The sequence below is a fragment of the Pseudomonas sp. LTJR-52 genome (assembly GCF_003691465.1).
GTDB lineage: Bacteria > Pseudomonadota > Gammaproteobacteria > Pseudomonadales > Pseudomonadaceae > Chryseomonas > Chryseomonas luteola.
On record NZ_CP033105.1, the window covers coordinates 1,783,213 to 1,801,530 of the forward strand.

The 18,318-nt window shown below is 54.0% G+C and carries 17 protein-coding genes and 4 tRNA genes; 12 read left to right on the plus strand and 9 right to left on the minus strand.

The window, feature by feature from the left end; genetic code table 11:
- Positions 1–41: 41 nt before the first annotated feature.
- The gene (locus EAW52_RS08290) at positions 42–830 is read right to left on the minus strand and encodes a transporter substrate-binding domain-containing protein (protein ID WP_372238910.1); all 789 of its coding nucleotides are present in this window, start codon (positions 828–830) and stop codon (positions 42–44) included.
- Between the two features lie 131 nt (positions 831–961).
- Between EAW52_RS08290 and EAW52_RS25890 the strand changes: the two genes are divergently transcribed.
- From EAW52_RS25890 to EAW52_RS08300, 3 genes are all read left to right on the plus strand, one after another.
- Entirely contained in the window at positions 962–1,138 is a 177-nt protein-coding gene (locus EAW52_RS25890; protein ID WP_019367134.1) for a hypothetical protein, read from the plus strand.
- A 335-nt stretch (positions 1,139–1,473) separates the two neighbouring features.
- The gene (locus EAW52_RS08295) at positions 1,474–2,466 is read left to right on the plus strand and encodes a TRAP transporter substrate-binding protein (protein WP_162997609.1); all 993 of its coding nucleotides are present in this window, start codon (positions 1,474–1,476) and stop codon (positions 2,464–2,466) included.
- Positions 2,467–2,586: 120 nt separating this feature from the next.
- Positions 2,587–2,913: a hypothetical protein gene (locus tag EAW52_RS08300; protein WP_019367132.1), complete on the plus strand. Its 327-nt coding sequence runs from the start codon at positions 2,587–2,589 to the stop codon at positions 2,911–2,913.
- A 72-nt stretch (positions 2,914–2,985) separates the two neighbouring features.
- Here the strand turns inward: EAW52_RS08300 and EAW52_RS08305 are convergent, their stop codons facing one another.
- Complete coding sequence (locus tag EAW52_RS08305; protein WP_122042078.1) at positions 2,986–4,257, minus strand: putative porin; 1,272 nt, start codon at positions 4,255–4,257, stop codon at positions 2,986–2,988.
- Between the two features lie 354 nt (positions 4,258–4,611).
- On the opposite strand from EAW52_RS08305, the gene EAW52_RS08310 reads away from it, so the two are divergent.
- The 7 genes from EAW52_RS08310 to EAW52_RS08340 all read left to right on the plus strand — a co-directional run bounded on the left by EAW52_RS08310 (position 4,612) and on the right by EAW52_RS08340 (position 8,122).
- A complete protein-coding gene (locus EAW52_RS08310) occupies positions 4,612–5,733 on the plus strand; it encodes a beta-ketoacyl-ACP synthase III (protein ID WP_122042079.1) in 1,122 nt (373 codons plus the stop codon).
- 315 nt (positions 5,734–6,048) lie between these two features.
- A tRNA-Ala gene (locus tag EAW52_RS08315) sits at positions 6,049–6,124 on the plus strand.
- 43 nt (positions 6,125–6,167) lie between these two features.
- Positions 6,168–6,243: transfer RNA gene (locus EAW52_RS08320), tRNA-Glu, on the plus strand.
- A 35-nt stretch (positions 6,244–6,278) separates the two neighbouring features.
- Positions 6,279–6,354, plus strand: a tRNA-Ala gene (locus EAW52_RS08325).
- Between the two features lie 42 nt (positions 6,355–6,396).
- Positions 6,397–6,472 (plus strand) — tRNA-Glu (locus EAW52_RS08330).
- 178 nt (positions 6,473–6,650) lie between these two features.
- Positions 6,651–7,778 (plus strand): GNAT family N-acetyltransferase, encoded by a 1,128-nt coding sequence (locus EAW52_RS08335; RefSeq protein ID WP_122042080.1) that lies wholly within the window; start codon positions 6,651–6,653, stop codon positions 7,776–7,778.
- 11 nt (positions 7,779–7,789) lie between these two features.
- Complete coding sequence (locus tag EAW52_RS08340; RefSeq protein ID WP_010795103.1) at positions 7,790–8,122, plus strand: YnfA family protein; 333 nt, start codon at positions 7,790–7,792, stop codon at positions 8,120–8,122.
- Positions 8,123–8,135: 13 nt separating this feature from the next.
- Here the strand turns inward: EAW52_RS08340 and EAW52_RS08345 are convergent, their stop codons facing one another.
- From EAW52_RS08345 to EAW52_RS08360, 4 genes are all read right to left on the minus strand, one after another.
- The gene (locus tag EAW52_RS08345; RefSeq protein ID WP_019365322.1) at positions 8,136–8,387 is read right to left on the minus strand and encodes a YheU family protein; all 252 of its coding nucleotides are present in this window, start codon (positions 8,385–8,387) and stop codon (positions 8,136–8,138) included.
- Positions 8,388–8,478: 91 nt separating this feature from the next.
- A complete protein-coding gene (locus tag EAW52_RS08350) occupies positions 8,479–9,669 on the minus strand; it encodes an osmoprotectant NAGGN system M42 family peptidase (RefSeq protein ID WP_010795101.1) in 1,191 nt (396 codons plus the stop codon).
- On the minus strand, positions 9,666–11,408 hold the full coding sequence (gene ngg / locus EAW52_RS08355; protein ID WP_122042081.1) for an N-acetylglutaminylglutamine synthetase: 1,743 nt from the start codon (positions 11,406–11,408) through the stop codon (positions 9,666–9,668). Before ngg ends, EAW52_RS08350 begins: the two co-directional genes overlap by 4 nt.
- A gap of 18 nt (positions 11,409–11,426) precedes the next feature.
- Positions 11,427–13,199: an N-acetylglutaminylglutamine amidotransferase gene (locus tag EAW52_RS08360; RefSeq protein WP_122042082.1), complete on the minus strand. Its 1,773-nt coding sequence runs from the start codon at positions 13,197–13,199 to the stop codon at positions 11,427–11,429.
- Positions 13,200–13,466: 267 nt separating this feature from the next.
- Between EAW52_RS08360 and EAW52_RS08365 the strand changes: the two genes are divergently transcribed.
- Together EAW52_RS08365 and EAW52_RS08370 are read left to right on the plus strand one after the other, a co-directional pair.
- On the plus strand, positions 13,467–13,733 hold the full coding sequence (locus tag EAW52_RS08365) for a type B 50S ribosomal protein L31 (RefSeq protein WP_010795098.1): 267 nt from the start codon (positions 13,467–13,469) through the stop codon (positions 13,731–13,733).
- A 123-nt stretch (positions 13,734–13,856) separates the two neighbouring features.
- Positions 13,857–14,834 (plus strand): SDR family oxidoreductase, encoded by a 978-nt coding sequence (locus EAW52_RS08370; RefSeq protein WP_122042083.1) that lies wholly within the window; start codon positions 13,857–13,859, stop codon positions 14,832–14,834.
- Between the two features lie 3 nt (positions 14,835–14,837).
- Here the strand turns inward: EAW52_RS08370 and metR are convergent, their stop codons facing one another.
- The 3 genes from metR to EAW52_RS08385 form a co-directional block, all read right to left on the minus strand.
- The gene (gene metR, locus EAW52_RS08375) at positions 14,838–15,755 is read right to left on the minus strand and encodes a transcriptional regulator MetR (RefSeq protein WP_010795096.1); all 918 of its coding nucleotides are present in this window, start codon (positions 15,753–15,755) and stop codon (positions 14,838–14,840) included.
- Positions 15,756–15,864: 109 nt separating this feature from the next.
- Complete coding sequence (gene glpD, locus EAW52_RS08380; protein ID WP_122042084.1) at positions 15,865–17,406, minus strand: glycerol-3-phosphate dehydrogenase; 1,542 nt, start codon at positions 17,404–17,406, stop codon at positions 15,865–15,867.
- A 153-nt stretch (positions 17,407–17,559) separates the two neighbouring features.
- Positions 17,560–18,315 (minus strand): DeoR family transcriptional regulator, encoded by a 756-nt coding sequence (locus tag EAW52_RS08385; RefSeq protein ID WP_026003951.1) that lies wholly within the window; start codon positions 18,313–18,315, stop codon positions 17,560–17,562.
- Positions 18,316–18,318 lie beyond the last annotated feature (3 nt).

Here is an 18,318-nt window from a genome sequence, read left to right on the forward strand (position 1 = left end):
TGTGGAGCAGGCCGGCCGATAGCGTACTGCTCCACAATATTTTAGGCGTCAGGCTTGGCCAGCCAATGATCTACGGTTTTTTGATATTCACCAGTTGCTTTGTAGAGGTGAAGCCACTGATCGATATAGGCTTTCCAGGCGACATCATCCCTGGGCAGCAGAAAAGCCTTTTCACTGTACTGCATGGGCTTATCTGGATTAACTGCGCACAGGGAAGGGTAGCGTTTCTGTTGAAACAATGCCTCCGAGGCGTCAGTAATCATGACGTCGGCTTCTTTGCTAACAAGTTTTTCAAAAATCGTGACGTTATCCTTGAAGAGGCTCAACTGGGCTTGCGGTAACTCGCGGTGAGCAAACGCTTCGTTGGTACCACCTGGCGGCTCTATCAAGCGGACCGAGGGCTGGTTGATCTGCTCAATGCTTTCAAAGCGTTTGGCATCATCACAGCGAACCAGAGGGATCTTTCCATCCACCGTAATGGCGTCACTGAAAAAGGCTTTTTTCTGACGCTCAAGGGAAATCGATACGCCTCCTACCGATATATCGCAGCGGCCCTCCAGAAAGTCTGGCATTAACGTCTTCCAACTGGTTTTTACCCACTCGACGTCAGCGCCAAGGCTTTTGGCCAGTGCCTCGGCCATTGTGATCTCAATTCCTTCGTATACGCCGTCGTCACGGAGAAAGGTGTACGGCTTGTAGTCGCCTGTGGTGCAAACGCGAAGTGTCTTTTTTTGTATAACCGTATCAAGGTGTGAGGTGCTGTCTACTGCGTAGACGCTGGTGGCCGCCATAAGCAGTCCTGCTACCGCAAATGCCTTCATGGTCACGATCCTTTTTATTGTCGTTTTTGATACCGCTCACGCTACCCGAGCGACAAACCGATTCACAAGGGTTTCCTGTGTCGAACTGGCCGGTATGAGGCAGGTCCACCGTTGGTAGGCATACTTATGAGGACATGACCATGCATCTTATCGAGTCGAATGTATTCGAAACACGCGCCATGCCATTTCACTTCGCTGGAAAGGAAGACGGCACCTCGATAGAAAATGTGCCTGGTGGCAGTTATGACGTGGATGAAGATTTCATCGAGTCAGTGGGCGATGAAAGTCAAATGGACGAGAGTGAGGAAGAGCGCTAAAGCCCATCGTCCTCAACGTTTCGAGTCAAGCTGTTAAGGACGTTTCGCACAGTCTTCTGTTTCTTTCCTTATAAGGGCCACTATCAAATGCATGGGTCATTACGATAAGGCCAGCTTTTTGCATCATGATTGGCAGACGGTTATCGACTAGGGATCGGAACGGTCTGATTAATCATTGGGGAGCTTTTTGTCGCGACAGGCCACGGGTAAACAAGACCAAAACGGTCACAAAAGAAAAATAAATGTCAGTGAACAGATTTTGGATCTTTTATGCCGATTACCCACCCTTGCGTAATAAGAAACATGCCCCTTTCACGGAGCTAGAAGGGAAGACTATGTTCAAGTTTGTCGCTACGACACTGTTTGCGGCATCAATCGCTGTTGCTTATGTAACTCCGGCAGTAGCCGAAGAGCCCATTGTTATCAAGTTTTCGCATGTCGTAACGGACGATACGCCTAAAGGGAAGGGTGCTCGTCTATTCCAGAAGCTTGTTCAGGAGCGTCTGGCAGGCAAAGTGAAAATCGAGGTCTATCCGAACTCGACATTGTACGGCGATGCCGATGAGCTCGACGCCCTGCAGCGTAACGAAGTTCAGATGCTGGCGCCTTCGGTCTCCAAATTCGACCAGTACACCAAGCAGCTCGAAATTTTTGATATGCCGTTCCTGTTCGATGACCTTGAGGCCGTCAAGCGCTTCGAGAAGCGGGACAAGAGTCGTGAGCTTCTAGGCTCCATGGCCAGCCAGGGCATTTATGGGCTGGCGTTCTGGAATAACGGCATGAAGCAGTTTTCTGCCAATCGCGAGCTGCGCAAGCCAGCAGACGCGCACGGACTGGCGTTCCGAATTCAGGCTTCCACTCTGCTGGAGGATCAGTTCAAACAGATCGGAGCATCGGCACTGAAACTGCCATTCAGCCAGTCCTTTAAGGCTCTCCAGAGTGGGCAGGTACAGGGTACGGAAAACACTTGGTCTAACCTTTACAGCCAAAAGCTCAACACCGTTCAGCCATACATTACTGAAAGCAATCATGGCGTGCTGGTGTATATGCTGATCACTAACTCGAAGTTCTGGAACTCGCTGCCCTTTGGCGTCCGCACTCAGCTTGAGCAGATTTCTGACGAAGTGACGCAGTTTGTTAATAAGGAAGCTGAGGCGATTAATAACAAGGATCGTGACAACATTTTGGGCTCAGGTACCAGCAAGCTGGTTACGTTGACGCCATCCGAGCGGCAGGCATGGAGGGAGGCGATGCAGCCATTGGTGAAGAAATACGAGCCTGAGATTGGAGCCGATGTCATTCGAGCGGCACAGCTCGTCAATCGGTGATACCCGACACATAGTTAGCTGTATCTCCCAACCTTGCAGCAGGCAGGGTTGGGAGGCTTCAAAAATGAACAGTGCGCTCACTTCGGTGCCCAAACGTATAGGTCCTTATGGGGAAACACTATGCGTAAAATTATTTCGTTCGTTTTCGCTGCCTCGATAATGCCAGCAGTGTGCCTGGCTCAAGGCCTTGAGCTTGACCAGGATGTAGGGGATCTCAATATTCTGGCTGAATCTTCCAGTCAGGAATTACCTAATGATGCGCCTCAGACCATCACGTTAACCAATAACGAAAAGACACCAGTCAAATGCTGGTTACAGGCACATGGGCCTAAGGACAGCGAACAGGAAGAGCCTGTAATTGAGCCGGGCAAGTCGGCAACACTGCGTATGCCGGGCAAGTCTGCCGAGACGCCGACCAAGGCCAAGCTGGTATGTCGCAAGCAGTAATTTTTTCTCATTATAAAAAACAAGCGCCATTTTCAGGCGCTTGTTTGCTACGAAAAGCCAGAAGCTGATGGCTTAGAACTTGGCTTCAAGATCCAACTGCAAGGTATCAACGTCAGCATCACGCTTGGTGCGGCTAGCAAAGTCAGATTCGGCCATAAAATAGGTCGCGCCAAGGCCAAAGTTCTTGTCGATATCGTAGCTGACCTTGAACTTGTGCCCACGAGAGCCGACATAGCCATTAGCAAAGTCGGAGTCGGTAAACGCACCCACTACGGCGTTACGCTGAACGTCGCGATAGTTGTAATCGAAGCCTATACCGTAAGCCTTGGTTTTCAGGCCTGCCAACCAAGCGGTGTCGTTATCGTCGGCCTCGCTGTTAACAACATACTGGCCGTATAGCGACAATGGAATGGCCAAGCCACCAATATCGACTTGACCAAAGCCTTCGTACAGGTTGAATTCGTCCGTAGCGTTACCATTGGCGCGTAGAGCACAAGGTAATGTGGCGCTGCCACCACAGGTAGCGTCTTTGCCGTTGTCATAAGAGTAGAGGCTGCCACCGACTGTAACCTTTAGGTTATCAGTAGGCGCAAAGCGTGCTCCGATCTGGCCGGCATACATGCGCATGTCATGCTTGAACTCGTAGCCTTCGCCATCGACGTTGTCTTCAAGTGTGTAATACCCAGCACTACCAAACAGCTCAGTTGAGCCCAAGGGATACTTGTACGTCGCCGCTAAACCTTCTGGGTTGATATCGCCATCCCAAATTACATCGCCCATGCTGACCCAGGGTTGCAGCATTTTTCCACCAATCAGATGAAGGCCCGGTACAGCGGTCGGGTGGAAGTCGATATAAGCCAAATCCAGCCATAACTGTTTCTTTTCAAAATAGTCGTTCATGTCTTGATTGGTGGATCGAGCATCTTCGCTGCCGCCTGTGGCAATCCGGATACCGGCATCAACTTGTGGATTGATCTGGCTATAGGCGCCTAAACGGGCTCGGATGCGCTGGCGATCTCGGTCGCGACCATTATCAGGTTCACCGCTGATATCGATACTTTCATGACGCACACGCACATCGCCCTTGATCTGGGTCTTGGCTGCCCAGGCAAGTTTCTCTTCGAAAGAGGACAGTTTTTGCTGCTGCGCTACCTTTGTTTGTTCTGCGCGCGTCTCGTTGTCTAGATCGGCTTTCAATTCAGTGTACTGAGCCGGAGTAATAGAGCCGTTAGCTCTCAACATATCCAGTAGCTTGGCATCGACCGCTGCATGGGCGGGAATGCTCATAGCCAATAGAAGGCCACCACAAAGACCTGAGGCTGTTCCTACTGAAAAAAGACGCATATCTCAATCTCCATATTTTATAAGGGCGACGTGCGTCACCGCTGAACGAGTCGGCTTTCAGGGCCGCTCCAGTGATCGACTCAGGTCGATTCGAAAGCGGCGCCAGTATTACCGTCGCTCATGACGGATCGGTTACAGATTGGTTTTAGAGCGATGAAGAAAAAATGAAAAATTAAATATCATTAGCGCTCTTCATGTTCTCTCTGGTGAGGAAGCCGACTTGTGAGGGAGATAGGTGCTGAGGCGGAAAGTCAGCAAAAAACATCTATTTAGGCAGCCTGATAAGCCAATAGGGTTTGGCCTAGATTTACGGCACAATAGCGGCTTATTTTATAAAAAATCAGAGGAATGATCGTGCATCAGGCAGTCATTAGCGGTACCGGCCTGTATACCCCGCCGAACAGCATCTCCAATGACGAGTTGGTCGCTTCCTTCAATGCCTATGTTCATCAATACAATACGGAACATGCCGACGCGATAGCACGAGGCGAGCAAGAGGCCAAGCAGGAATCCAGCTCGGCCTTTATTGAAAAGGCGTCAGGAATCAAGAGCCGTTATGTCATCGACAAGGATGGGATTCTAGATCCTGCCCGCATGGTGCCTCGTATTCCTGAGCGCAGTAATGATCAATGGTCTGTACTGTGTGAGATGAGCGTGAGCGCGGCGCGGGAAGCCTTGGAGCGAGCAGGGAAGACGCCAGCAGACATTGATGGGGTTATCGTAGCCTGCTCCAACCTGCAACGACCTTATCCTGCGGTCGCCATTGAAGTGCAGGCGGCGCTTGGCATCAATGGATTTGGTTTTGATATGAACGTGGCATGCTCATCGGCTACGTTTGGACTGCAGGCAGCTGCCAATAGCGTACAACTCGGGCAGGCTCGCGCGATTTTGCTGGTGGATCCCGAAATCTGTACCGGTCATTTGAATTTCAGAGACCGAGATAGTCACTTCATTTTTGGTGATGCGGCTACCGCCATGATCATCGAGCGGGCTGATCTGGCAGCGTCTCCTCATCAGTTCGATGTTCTGGGGACCAGGCTGCTGACTCAGTTCTCCAACAATATCCGTAACAATTTTGGTTTTCTCAACCGCGCTGCGGAAGAGGGGATGAGTAATCCAGATAAGTTGTTTGTTCAGGAAGGGCGCAAGGTATTCAAGGAAGTATGCCCCATGGTGGCCGATTTGATCGCCGAGCATCTGGCCGAACTGAACATTCCGGTTGAGCAGGTGCGGCGGTTTTGGTTACACCAGGCCAATCTGAATATGAATCAGTTGATCGTCCGAAAGCTGCTTGGGCGTGACGCTAAGCCAGATGAAGCGCCTGTCATTCTGGATACCTATGCCAATACCAGCTCTGCGGGCTCGGTGATTGCGCTTCACCTGAATCAGGATGACCTGACGGCAGGTGACCTTGGAGTACTCAGCTCCTTTGGCGCTGGTTACTCCATTGGCTCCGTGGTGCTACGCAAGCGCTGAGCATCAGCGCGGCAGGCGGCGTCATCAGCCTGTCATGCAGCTGAGGTAAATAGCTCACCTGACTGTCAGCGCGCTGCTGACGGGCTAGCGCAAGTTCATTAGTTCTTTTTGCCCCGCTTGTCGGGGCTTTTTTATGAGCTAAAGAAATGCCGTTTCTGTCCGATCTATATGGATATACGCATAGACAGGGCGAGCTTCGTAAAGAGCCGGTTCGATCATAAGTATTTGTGTATTCAGCAAAATATTTTAAAAGAATGCATAAATATCGTTGACACAAACACCGGGGCCTCTTAAGATTCGCACCGTCTTAGCGACGGGGCTATAGCTCAGCTGGGAGAGCGCTTGCATGGCATGCAAGAGGTCGACGGTTCGATCCCGTCTAGCTCCACCAAATTCCCAGAATCAGCCAATGGCTGGTTTTAATCGAAGGTTTCGTCCCCTTCGTCTAGTGGCCTAGGACACCGCCCTTTCACGGCGGTAACAGGGGTTCGAGTCCCCTAGGGGACGCCATATATAGCTACTTGTCTAAAGTGGCACTGTGTTAAGGGGCTATAGCTCAGCTGGGAGAGCGCTTGCATGGCATGCAAGAGGTCGACGGTTCGATCCCGTCTAGCTCCACCAAATTTCTAGGGCCAGCAAGTGCTGGTTTCAATCGAAGGTTTTGTCCCCTTCGTCTAGTGGCCTAGGACACCGCCCTTTCACGGCGGTAACAGGGGTTCGAGTCCCCTAGGGGACGCCATCTTTATAAAACCGCCTTTATAGGCGGTTTTTTTTCGCCTGCAATTTTGTCCTTTTAGCGGTCATATCAGCCGTACGAGGCTGACTAACGAATAAACCTGTTTAAGCAGACTAAACAATAGGTCACTATTCGAATCAGGGTCTTGCCCGATAGGCCAGTGAATCAACAGGGGATATCAGTGATTATCGAGCGGCTAGATAACCTGTCCGAGCTGCCTGCGCAGGCGTGGAATGCGCTGTTACCGGATAACCAGCCGTTTATGCGGCATGAATTTCTACATGCTCTGGAGATCAGTGGAAGCGTAGGGCGTCGTACGGGCTGGAAGCCTGCGCACTATATTGTGCGTGATCTAGAGGGTACGTTGAGAGCGGCCATGCCCGCCTACATAAAGTACCACTCCTATGGAGAGTACGTATTTGACTGGGCCTGGGCTGATGCCTGCCACCGTGCAGGTATTGATTATTACCCGAAGCTTCTTGCCGCTGTTCCCTTTTCCCCGGTAGGAGGCGCTCGTCTGCTAGGGGAGCGTACAGCTTGTGAGGAGCTACTGCATGTAGTGACCAGCAAGCTGGAGGGCCGCGGACTTTCGAGTCTGCATGTCAATTTCACCAACGAAGCGACAGATCACTTGTTGACTGATCGGGAAGGCTGGCTCGAACGGCTTGGGTGTCAGTTTCATTGGCACAACAGAGGGTATCGGGATTTTCAGGACTTCCTGGATGCGCTGGCGTCACGTAAGCGCAAGCAGCTTCGCAAGGAGCGTGAGCAAGTTGCAGGGCAGGGTATCGATTTTGAATGGCGAGAGGGCGGGTCGCTTACTGAGCAGGAATGGGATTTTGTCTATGCCTGTTATGCCAATACGTACGCCGTAAGAGGGCAGGATCCCTACCTGACCCGTGAATTCTTCAGCGAACTGGCTGAGCGCATGCCTGAGGCCATTCGCGTTGTGTTGGCTCGTCAGGAGAGCCGACCCGTGGCCATGGCATTTTACCTGTGCGATGAAAAAACCCTTTACGGACGTTACTGGGGCTGTCTAGCCGAGTTTGACCGGCTGCATTTTGAGACATGTTTCTATCAGGGGATTGATCATGCCATTAGTGAAGGGCTGACCCGCTTTGATGCGGGCGCGCAAGGAGAGCACAAGCTGGTTCGGGGGTTTGAGCCGGTCTTTACCCATTCATGGCACTATCTGGTACATCCTGGGCTTCGTGAGGCCGTGAGCGGGTTCCTGGATCAGGAGCGCGAAGGCATCAAGCGTTATGCGCAGGCCGCTACAGACGCATTGCCGTTCCGCCAGGACGGCTAAGTGTAAATATCATGCTTAATTATTTCTGGTTCGCCTTGGCTGCCTGTTTTGAGATCGCCGGCTGTTACACATTCTGGTTATGGCTCAGACTTGGCAAGAGTCCGTTGTGGCTGCTCCCAGGGCTTTTATCGCTTACCCTGTTTGCGCTTGTGCTGACACGTGTGGAGGCAGCTTACGCTGGCAGAGCCTATGCTGCTTACGGTGGGATCTATATCGTGGCATCGCTGGCCTGGTTGGGCCTGGTTGAAAAAACCAGACCCGCCTGGACCGATCTGGCAGGGGCTGCACTGTGTCTGCTGGGCGTGACGGTGTTGGTAATAGGGCCGAAATTGTCAGTGCACTGAATATTCAAGCCTGTCAGGAAAGTGCCTCTTCATCTGGAGTGTTTAGCCATTCCTTGGGAACGTCCCGTCTGAGCATCAGCTGGCACTGGCCGCTGTCCGGCTCGAATACGATAACGGCTTCCCCATTTTCCAGCGCCCGACGTGCACGTGCTACACGCGTCTCCAGCGGTGTTTCATCACCGTTATCCGTTCCTTCTCGCGTAACAAAGTCTTCGAGAAGGTTGCCTAGCGTATCGGGGTTGAGCATGTCGTAGGGTATGAGCATGGCGGCAGTTCCTGAGGCGGGCAGCGATGCTAACGTACAGCTTGGCCAGTTGGCGAGAGGACGCCGCCCAGCGGGGCGGCGTTATCGGTCCCTATGTTTTCCCGCCCTCTTTGATTAATTCCTCAATGTGAGGCAGATGCGTCTGGTTGTCCTGATGCGTCTCTTCCAAATCGAGCTGATGCGTAAAGCGGTCAACGGAATTATCTGCTGGCGCTGCGTCGCTATCGAACACGGGCGGGCTGGTCATATAGCCCACCAAGAGCTGGCTTAGTGCTGCCAGACTGACAATGTGCGTCCGCTCATAGCCGTGGGTGGCATCACAGCCAAAGGCCAGAAGCGCAATCCGGATGTCATGCCCTGCGTTGATAGCGGAGTGGGCATCGCTGTAGTAGTAGCGGAACAGGTCACGCCTGACCGGAATGCTGTTTCGCTCTGCAATACGCAGCAGATGGCGTGACAAGTGATAATCGTAAGGGCCGCTTGAGTCTTGCAGGGCGACACTGACCCGATGCTCATCGGACTGTTGCCCAGGAGCAACCGGAGCGATATCGATACCCACAAACTCGCTGACATCCCAAGGCAGTGCACCCGCCGCGCCAGACCCTACTTCTTCCGTGATGGTAAAGAGAGGGTGGCAGTCTATGGGGGGAACAATACCGGCTTCCTGAATCATCTTGAGCGCCGTTAGCAGAGCGGCTACACCTGCTTTGTCATCCAGGTGACGAGCGCTGATATAGCCGCTCTCCGTGAACTCTGGTAGCGGATCAAAAGCTACGAAGTCTCCTACACGTACACCTAGGTATTCCGTCTCTGAACGGCTTTTGGTGGTAGCGTCTAGGCGTAGTTCGATGTGGTCCCAGCTGACGGGCATCTTGTCGACTTCGGTATTGAAGGCATGCCCAGAGGCGAGCAGGGGTAGTACGCTGCCACGTAGGGTTCCGTTGTCGGTAAAGATACTGACCCGACTTCCTTCGGCAAAACGGCTGGACCAATGGCCTACCGCCGCCAGGCTCAGACGGCCGTTATCCTTGATTTCCCTGACAATGGCACCGATCGTATCCAAGTGAGCGGAAACCGCTCGGTCGGGGCTTTCCTTACGTCCTTTTAGTGTGGCGCGAATCGTTCCTCGTCGTGTCAGCTCGTAGGGAATGCCGATTTCACTCAAGCGCTCGGCCACGTACATGACGATTGTGTCTGTAAAGCCTGTCGGGCTTGGAATGGCGAGCATTTCCAGCAGGACACGGCGCAGATAATCCAGATCCGGTGTCGGCAGCTTATTCAAGCGGGCACCTCTCGAGACAGGGGAAACAACAGATCAATGAAACGCTCCGCCGTAGGGCGGGGTTCATGGTTGGCCAGGCCTGGCCGCTCATTGGCTTCAATGATTACGTATTCACTTTGATCAGCAGCCGGTACCAATAGATCCATGCCTGTCACTGGAATATCCAAGGCCTTGGCAGCGGCTACCGCGGCCTGCGCCAGTTCTGGGTGAAGAATATCGGTAACATCTTCCAGCGTGCCCCCGGTATGAAGATTTGCTGTCTTGCGGACAAACAGGCGGGTACCTTCTGGCAGGACCGTGTCATAACTGTAACCGGCAGACTTGATCGCGCGCTCGGTTTCTTCATCCAGAGGTATCCGACTTTCACCTCCAGTTGCTGCCTGGCGGCGGCGGCTCTGGTGTTCGATCAGCTCATGAATGTTTCGACGGCCGTCACCAATGACCTCGGCAGGACGCCGTATAGCGGCCGCCACGACTTCATGACCAATGACAACAATGCGCAGGTCAAGGCCTGCATGGTAGCTTTCGAGCAGCACGTTATCGTCGTAGCGACGAGCTTGAGCGATCGCGGCTTTCAGGTGCTCAGGATCACGTACATCCACAGCGACGCCTTTGCCCTGCTCACCGTTGACCGGCTTTACAACCAGGGCGCCGTGCTTGGCAAGAAAGGTTTCGTTTTCTTCATCTTCACTGGCTAGACACTGATCAGGAACCCGTAATCCTGCTTCCTTGAGTGTCCGGATTGTGAGGGTCTTGTCCTGACAAAGTGTCATGGTGACAGCGCTGGTCAGGTCCGACAGTGATTCGCGGCAGCGGATTCGGCGGCCCCCCTGTATGAGAGTAAAAAGACCAGCCTGGGCATTATCTACTTGTACATCGATCCCGCGGCGTTGAGCCTCATCTACGATGATCTTGGCATAGGGATTAAGCCCTGCTTCAGGGCCAGGGCCGAGGAACAGGGTCTGGTTGATTGCGTTCTTGCGCTTGACGGTAAAGGTCTGGAGTTCCCGAAAGCCCAGCTTGTCGTAAAGACGCTTGGCTTGACTATTGTCATGCATGACCGACAGGTCCAGGAACGCTAGGCCGCGACTGGCGTAGTGCTCAATTAGGTGACGAACCAGAGCCTCTCCCACACCTGGGCGAGGGCAGTCAGGCGCGACGGCCAGACACCAGAGACTTGAGCCGCCTTCGGGATCGTTGAATGCCTTAGCGTGGTTCAGCCCCATGACCGAGCCGATAATGGCGCCTGTGTCCTGATCTTCTGCCAGCCAGTAGACCGGGCCACCTTTGTGCCGGGGCGTGAGTTTTTTGATATCCACGGGCAGCATATGGCGCGTTTGGTAGAGACGATTGATCTCGCTCCAGTCGCTTTCACTAAAGGCCCGGCGAATACGAAAGCCGCGGAAGGGCGCATGGGCGGGGCGGTAGTCGGTGAACCACAGCCGCAACGTGTCGGATGGATCCAGGAAAAGCTGTTGCGGTGCATAGGCCAGTACCTGCTGAGGCGCAGCCACGTATAGGGCGATGTCTCGCTCGCCGGCCTCTTCCTTGAGAAGTTCCTTAGCCAATACCGATGCGTCGGAGAACGTATGGCCGATTAGAATCCGACCCCATCCGCAATGCAGGCAAACGGATTGGCACGTAGCCCGTTCAGCCCCAGTCATCTGGGCCTGTAGACGCTCATAATTGGGCGTCTGAGCCCTTTGAAGACGCTGATTGTTATAGTAGGCGGCTTTCATCGTGCAATACTCCAACACTTATAGGCCATGTTCACTCAGCCACAAATTAAGGGCGGCGAGCTGCCAGAGCTTGGAGCCCCGTAGCGGTGTAATCTGGTCGTCAGGGTTCTTCAGGAGTCGATCGATTTCTGCAGTATTGAATAGCTGGCGATCCTGGCTGGGATCAAGCAGCAACTCACGTACCCAGGTCAGGGTATTACCTTGCAGATGCTTCAGGCCCGGTACCGGGAAATAGCCTTTGGGGCGGTCAATGACTTCTGCCGGAATCACCTTGCGAGCTGCTTCCTTGAGGACGTGCTTGCCGCCGTCTCCCAGCTTGAACTGCGCCGGAATACGGGCAGACAGTTCCGCCAGCTTATAGTCAAGGAAAGGAACACGCGCTTCCAGGCCCCATGCCATGGTCATGTTGTCGACTCGTTTGACCGGGTCGTCTACCAGCATCACAGTGCTGTCCAGGCGTAGCGCCTTATCAACGCCAGCTACTGCGCCGGGTTGTGCAAAGTGCTGACGAACGAAATCACCTGCAGCGTCATGATCCAGACGGCGGCTGTCCTGAACAGTAGCTGCGTATTCGGCATAGTCACGATCGAAGAAGGCGGCTCGGTAAGCTGTAAACGGATCTGCCGCGCCATCAACCTGTGGATACCAGTGGTAGCCTGCAAAAAGCTCGTCCGCACCCTGGCCGCTCTGTACAACCTTGCAATGCTTGGACACTTCACGCGACAGGAGGTAGAAGGCGATACAGTCATGGCTTACCATCGGCTCGCTCATGGCTCTGAACGCGGCGGGCAATTGCTCAATGATTTCAGATTCGTTGATGCGCAGCCTGTGATGCCGTGTACCGTAGCGCTGAGCGATCAGGTCTGAATACTGAAACTCATCCCCACGCTCTCCACCTGCATCTTCAAACCCGATGGAGAAGGTCAGCAGATCGCGTACGCCGGACTCGTGCAGCAAGCCGACCAGCAGGCTTGAGTCCACACCGCCAGACAGCAGCACACCTACATCGCGGGCTGCCCGCTGTCGAATCGAGACAGCATCGCGCAAGCTGTTCAGGACTTCGCCGCTCCAGTCTTTCATGGTGTAGTTGGCTTCATCGGCAGTTGGGCCGTAATTCAGCGTCCACCAGGTTTGCTGTTCGGTTTTGCCGTTGGCGTCAATGACCATCCAGGTGGCTGGCGGCATCTTTTTTACGCCGTTCAGGATGGTGCGGGGCGCTGGTACAACAGCATGGAAGTTGAGGTAGTAGTTCAGCGCGACGGGATCGAGAGAGGTATCGATATCATCTGCTTCAAGCAGGGCGGGCAGGCTTGATGCAAAGCGCAGGCGTTCATTGGTCTGGCTCAAGTACAAGGGCTTGATGCCCAGGCGATCGCGTGCAATGAACATTTGCTGCTTATCGCGATCCCAAATAGCGAAGACGAACATGCCGTTGAGTTTGGGCAGCATCTCCTTGCCCCAGGCGTGATAGGCCTTGAGCAGAATTTCGGTATCGCCGCCAGAGTGGAAGCGATAACCCTTGGCCTCCAGCTCGCTGCGTAGCTCTGGGTAGTTGTAGATGGCGCCGTTGAAAACCATCGACAGGCCCGTGTCCGAGTCAATCATGGGCTGACCAGAGGCTTCTGCCAGATCCATGATTTTCAGGCGTCGGTGGCCTAGCGCAACAGGGCCTTGGCTATGAAAGCCCCAGGCGTCGGGGCCGCGTTGAGCGAGGCGATGGGTGACCCGTTCCAGCGTGGCCAGGGTGACGGGACGATTATCGAAACGTAATTCTCCAGCTATACCGCACATAGTTCCTTACCGGTTGCTCCGTTGGGGTGGGGAGGTATTGCTCCACAGGGAAACGACAAGCATTTGTGGGGGTAAGTTGCATTTTTCCGCCCGAATGACTCAAGGCAACAGGCTATTACGGGGACTGGGTACCGTTTTCAGACCTTAGTGAAATTAATCTGCTGGTAAGGGTTGAAAGCCACCGCCAAGACCTTATATTGGTAATGTATCGTTATAATGTAACGAAGCGGCTCGATGTAGAGTCCAACCGAGTATCCAGGAGGTACCATGAAACCGAATATTCATCCTAACTATCGGCCAGTGCTTTTCCATGACACCACGGCAGATCATTACTTCCTGATCGGCTCTACGGCACAGACTGATCGTACCCAGGAATTTGAAGGCAAGACCTATCCCTATGTGGCATTGGACGTGTCCAGTGCTTCGCATCCAATCTATACCGGTGAGCAGCGCCAGTTGAAAAGCGAGGGTCGCGTCTCTAGCTTCAACAAGCGTTTCGCAGGGTTTCCGGGCGGAAGCAAGTCTTCCCAGTAATCCGGCCTCACTGAAAAAAAGCCCTCATGATTTTGAGGGCTTTTTTATGTCTGAATGAAGGAATGGCTGGCGGTAAGCGGGGTCCTCTTTTAATCAGCTTGAAAAAGCAAAAGAGGATATCTGATGAAAGCACGCAATCTAGATAGCGCCATTGTGGTCATTACTGGCGCTTCCAGCGGGATTGGTCGGGCCACCGCTCAGGCGTTTGCACAACAGGGGGCTTGCCTGGTATTGGCTGCTCGAGATAAAGCGGCATTAGACGACACGGTTGCCGAGTGTCTTCTCCTCGGAGGCCGGGCGATTGGTGTGCCTACGGATGTCACGTTGATGGAGTCAGTCTCGCAATTGGCCGAGCGTGCGCTGGAATTTGGACACGGACAGATTGATATCTGGGTCAACAATGCGGGTATTGGTGCGGTAGGCAAGTTTGATGAGACGCCTTTTGAGGCGCATGAACGCGTCGTGCAGACCGACCTTCTAGGCTATCTGCGTGGCGCCTACGCCGTTGTGCCGGTTTTCAAACGGCAAGGGTCAGGGGTTTTGATCAATACCTTATCGGTAGGCAGCTGGGTACCGCTTCCCTATGCAGTGGCCTATTCGGCTGCCAAGTCAGGCCTGAGAGGGTTTACCGAAGCCTTGAGAGGCGAGCTTACGCGCTGGTCCGATATTCATGTCTGCGATGTTTACCCTGCGTTCATCGATACGCCAGGGCTGCGAGACGGCGGTAATTACAGTGGAAGGACAATAAAGCCGACGCCACCTGTTTATGATGCTCGAAAGGTCGCCAGAGCCATCCTCTCCATGGCGCGTTATCCACGCAAGTCTACGACAGTAGGGCAGGCCGCCACGGTACTTCGTGCAGCCCATGCGCTGGTGCCTGGTTATGCTCGGCTGTCCCGGATCTTTATGGATCGCGCCTTGAGTCGAATGGGGCCGGTAGAGCACTCCTCGGGCAATCTGTTCAGCCCTCCCAGTGGCAATCGCAGTGTCGATGGAGGATGGCGTCGTCCTGATGAGCGCATGGTCGTGGCAGCAACCAGTGCTGCGGCGCTAGTATTTGGGGCGTACCTGTACCGGCGACTGACGGAGCGGTCAGATTGATCCCTAACGTGCCGCACTGACGCCTTCAAGCGTAGCGAAGGATGTGTCCTTGGCTGTTAGTAAAAAGTCCTGCATGAAGGGAGCTTCCAGCATGTCTTCTCGAATACCGGCATACAGTGTGGCATACAAGCCTTTCTCACCCAGACGCTTCGCGGTCACATAGCCGCGCGAGCTGTACTCATGGAGCGCCCAGTTAGGAAGACAACATACGCCCCGGCCGGATGCTACCAACTGCAGCATCATGACCGTCAGCTCTGCCGTACGTATTCCAGCGGGTTCGACGCCGGCAGGGTCGAGAAATTGCCTGAAGATATCCAGGCGCTCACGGTCAACCGGATAGGTGATCTGCGTTTCTTCAGCCAGATCCTCAGGCACGATGTAAGGCTTGCCAGCTAAGGGATGCTGGTTGGCCATGGCTAGCTGCGCTTCATAAGTAAAAAGCGGAATGTAAGTGATGCCGGTGAGATCAATCGGGTCTGACGTGACGACAAGGTCAAGATCGCCACGTGCCAGGGCTGGTAGCGGGGCGAATGAAAAGCCCGAGGCGAGATCCATCTCCACTTCAGCCCAGGAATCACGAAACTGATCAATGGTAGGCATCAGCCACTGAAAGCAGCTATGGCATTCAATGGCAATGTTGAGGCGCCCGGCAGTGCCGCCAGCAAAGCGTGACAGGTCACGTTCTGCACTGCGAAGCTGAGGTAATACCGCATCGGCCAATTGCAGGAGGCGCAGGCCGGCACTGGTAAAGCGCACTGGCTTGGTCTTGCGGACGAATAGGCTCAGACCAAGGCGCTCTTCAAGCTCCTTGAACTGATGAGACAGTGCAGATTGGGTCAGATGAAGACGTTCGGCAGCTTCGACAAGGCTGTCAGCCTCACGCAGTGCGTGTAGCGTTTTCAAGTGACGAAGTTCGAGCATGGCCTGGATCCTGATGAGTGCAGCAGGTATCCATTATGAATGATTTCCAAGCCAAGGAGGGCATGAATGAAACTGGCTCATGATTCGGCCAGTTTCATTCACGTATCCATTACGCTGCTGCGTGACTGGCCTTGCGGATATCCAGACTGCCTAGATAGGTTTCCAGCTTGGTCTTGTCACCAGGGGTAAACTCAAGGCCCAGCTTGGTCCGGCGCCAGAGTATGTCGTCTGCCGCGTTGGCCCATTCGTAAGCATGGAGATAATCCACTTCACGCGCATACAGGTCCGCCCCCAGGCATTCGCCTAGGTCGGCCATTTGCGTAACGCCTTCCAATAGCTTGCGCGTGCGGTTGCCATAGGTGGTTGACCAGCGCTGGGCAAGTGCTGCTGGCAACTCCTTGACCTGTGCCTGTAACTGTTTGGCCAGTGCTTCAGGCGTCGTCATGTCTTCTCCGCCCGGTAGCGTAGCCTTGGCTGTCCAAGGCTGTCCCATCGTCTTGAAGAACGGCTGCAACTGCTGCATGGCCGACTCGGCCAGCTTGCGGTACGTGGTCAGTTTTCCACCAAAGACCGACAGCAAAGGCGCATCGTTTTCAGGAGCCGACAGTGACAGGGTGTAGTCACGAGTAATGGCTGAAGGATTGTCTGACTCGTCATCACACAGGGGGCGTACGCCCGAGAACGTATGCAGGACGTCACTGCGGGTCAGCTTGTGGCGGAAGTGTGCGTTTGCCACACCCAGGATGTAGTCAGTTTCCTGCTCGGTAATCTGTACGTTGGCTGGATCACCTTTGTACTCACGATCCGTGGTACCAATCATGGTGTAACGACCCAGGTACGGAATCGCAAAGACAATCCGACGATCTTCGTTCTGCATGATGTAGGCATGATCGCCTTCATATAGCTTGGGCACGACGATGTGGCTGCCTTGAATCAGTCGAATACCATAGGGCGAGCGCTCTTTGATGTTTTCGCGAACGATCTGGGCAACCCATGGACCTGCCGCATTGACCAGGGCTTTTGCCTTAATCGAGAAGGTAGTGCCGTCTTCACGCTGAAGGGTCAGGTGCCACAGTTTGTTGGCGCGATGGGCGCTTGTGCAGGTGGTGCGGGTATGAATATGGGCACCACGCTCGCGGGCAGCCATGGCGTTGAGTACAACGAGGCGTGCATCATCTACCCAGCAGTCCGAATACTCGAAACCCTGGTTGATATCACTGACCAGAGGGCTATCGGAACCGAACCGAAGACCACGGGAGGCGGGGAGCTTTTCACGCTTGCCCAGGTGGTCATAAAGGAAGAGACCTGCGCGAATCATCCAGGCCGGACGCAGATGTGGCCGGTGCGGCAGGACGAAGCGCATGGGCTTGACGATATGCGGAGCCTTGGCCAGCAGTACCTCGCGTTCGGCCAACGCTTCGCGTACCAGTCGAAATTCGTAATGTTCGAGATAACGCAGGCCACCATGAATCAGCTTGCTGCTGGCCGAGGAGGTATGTCTCGCCAGGTCGTCACGTTCGCAGAGAAAGACGGACAAGTTACGGCCTGCGGCATCGGCTGCAATACCAACACCATTGATACCACCGCCGATCACGGCGATGTCGTAGATCTCGGAAAGGGGCGGCGTCCCGAGCAAAGTGGACTGAGGCATGGGCGTCTCCTGTTATAAACGAACATCAATGTTCGTATTCGAACAATCGTAGACAAAAGAGTTGCCTTGCGCCAGTCGTAAACCGATAAAAAAACTCTAAAAGGAAAATAAACGAACTTAAATGAATGAAATGTGAAAGGCCTGACACTCTGGTCAGGCGATTTCAAGACGGACTTTGAATTGAGAGAGCAGCCGGGTAAAGGCTTCGTCTGGTTGAGACTCGGTAAAGAGCACGTCGATCTGCTCGAGCGAGCCCAGGCGAATCATGGCGCTGCGTCCGAATTTGCTGGAGTCGGCTGCCAGAAAGACCTTGCGTGCGTTTTCGAAAATGGCCTGTGAAACGCGAACCTCCTGATAATTGAAATCCAGCAGAGTGCCGTCTTCATCGATGCCGCTGATGCCAACCAGCGCGTAGTCCACTTTGAATTGCTTGATGAAGTCAGCCGTCGCCTGGCCTACCACGCCGCCGTCACTGCGTACGCTGCCACCTGCAATCAGGACTTCGAAGTCCTCTTTTGCGCTAAGGATGTTCGCAACATGGAGGTTGTTCGTAATGATCTTCAGGCTACGGTGATTGAGCAGCGCGTGAGCGATCGCTTCGGTCGTCGTACCGATGTTAATGAACAATGAGGCATGATCCGGGACCTGTGCTGCAACGGCCTCCGCGATACGACGCTTCTCATCACGCATTTGTCCAGCACGCATGGTGTAAGCCGTATTTTCTACGCTGGAGTCATGGGCGGCACCACCGTGATAACGACGCAGCAAACCGCTTTCGGCCAGCTGGTTGATGTCTCGACGAATCGTCTGGGGGGTTACGGTGAAATACTGGGCAAGCTCCTCGATGCTGACATAGCCACGCTCGCGGACAAGGTCCAGGATGTTCTGCTGACGGGGCGCCAGGCTCATGCA